Below are 1,800 nucleotides of genomic sequence, written 5' to 3'. Positions count from 1 at the left end.
CAATAATTAGTCTGCTGAGTTAACCCAGTCAACAAGACTTTCCACCCTTATCTCTCTACTCTTTTTACTGCGAGTAGCATCTTGTGAAGCTACTCTATATTCAGAGATTAAAGTAGATGTATTTTTATCTCCTGACTTATATATTTCAATAAATTTAAGCAACTTTGGTGGAAGTAAAGTAAGTTCGAAGCACTCAGATTGTAGATAATCAATTGCAACAAATAAACTATACAGATGAACAGTTGATGAGAAAAATTTTGATATTTCATCGTATTCTTTAAATATACTATCGATGAAAGAACAAGTTTCTGTAATACGCTTTAAATCTTTTTCTTTATCTTCATAAATTTCATTAAATAAGTCGTATGCTTTATTTATATTAGCAACACTATCATTACTAATACCATTTCGCTGATAAATTAACAAACTACTTGCAAAAGTTATGTCTGTCATCCGACGTTTTTCATTGTCAGAGAATATATTCCAAGAATTAAACAAAGGATTATTAGCAACTTCTTCTGATGCTTTTAAAAACAACCCATCAAATTCAGCATTCCGAATTTCTTGAGGATTAAGTGATTTATCCGTCTCATTTAATCGCTTAAAAAGTACTACGATTTCATCACGTTCAAAATCGAATGGTATAGTTCTAATGTTAACTACATAGTTCCAAATTTTCTCTTTACATTCACTTGGTAATTCGGACCACTTTTTATCTGCATATTCTGCGTCTTTATTGTCTAGGTACTTAGACTTCAAACTCCATTCACCACCTATAAACTTGGAGATTGAACTCATTCTCTGTTGCCCATCAACTACACTCAAGCGTTGATCTCCGGTTTCAGTATCAACAGGTTGTTGCCAAAGATAAAACTCTGGCATTGGGTATCCCATTAAGATAGTTTCTATTAATCGTACTTTTTGCTTTTCAACCCATACCAACCTCCGTTGGTATGAATTATCGATAAAGTACTTTCCAGAATTTAAATCCTTCACAAGCTCAGAAATAGTTGGTCGTCCTGGTTGGATTCTTTCATTAATAGCACTCATATATCTTTTCCTCTCCCAGTTTCTAATGCGCGTTGAAGGTGGCCAATACCAAACTCATGGTAAGCTTCCACATCGGACCAATTTGCATAAATTCTATAATTAATAGTTTGCTTGATTCGAAACTTTTTTTTAATTTCTTTCTTCATTTCACCAAGCAAAGTTAAGGTACTTCTCATATGATCACTGTTATATTCCATTTTATCATTTACAACAATAAACTTTGAAAAAATATCATTGGCATGATGTTTTTGGACGTCGCTTTGGTTGCTATAGTATGCATCCCTCAGATTAAGCCAAATCTTTTCAAAGCTCTGAGGGCATGCAATAACAATATCCAGATCAGATTTTGAATTAAATTCTTTCAAAAGCTCAGATTTGGTTGGATTCATACTAAATCCAAACTTTCCGCTACCTACAATAGCCACACTATTTGGTGATGTATTTAATAAATTTGCAATTTCACACTTTAATTCATGATAAGAACCTTTAATATTGAACTCATTTGCATTTTCGAATAGATAGGTTTCTTGATTAAATAAATACATCCTACAAAAATCTAAGGGCGTATTTTTTAGCATTAAGCTTTTTAATTCTTGCTTGCTTATCGCCATCTATATTTTTAACTCCACAACATTAATAAACTCAATTAAAATCACTATTCACAACCCTTTTCTTACTTAGAGTAAAATACCACAGATTCAATCATCCCTCCTAGCTTCATTTCAAAAATGAGATGAAGTTAGGCAGCAT

General features: G+C 32.3%; 2 protein-coding genes. Both read right to left on the bottom strand.

The window, feature by feature from the left end; genetic code table 11:
- Nucleotides 1–6: 6 nt before the first annotated feature.
- The gene (locus BTO22_RS13535) at nucleotides 7–1,050 is read right to left on the bottom strand and encodes a DUF262 domain-containing protein (RefSeq protein ID WP_105055957.1); all 1,044 of its coding nucleotides are present in this window, start codon (nucleotides 1,048–1,050) and stop codon (nucleotides 7–9) included.
- Nucleotides 1,047–1,661 carry a hypothetical protein gene (locus tag BTO22_RS13530; RefSeq protein WP_105055956.1) on the bottom strand — a complete coding sequence of 205 codons (615 nt, stop codon included), beginning with the start codon at nucleotides 1,659–1,661 and terminating at the stop codon, nucleotides 1,047–1,049. The genes BTO22_RS13535 and BTO22_RS13530 overlap by 4 nt, the downstream gene beginning before the upstream one ends.
- Nucleotides 1,662–1,800 lie beyond the last annotated feature (139 nt).

The organism is Aliivibrio sifiae, from assembly GCF_002954705.1.
GTDB classification, from domain to species: Bacteria; Pseudomonadota; Gammaproteobacteria; order Enterobacterales; family Vibrionaceae; genus Aliivibrio; species Aliivibrio sifiae_A.
The sequence above is the reverse complement of the archived record's forward strand: the minus strand, read 5'-3'. Positions and strand labels throughout refer to the sequence as shown.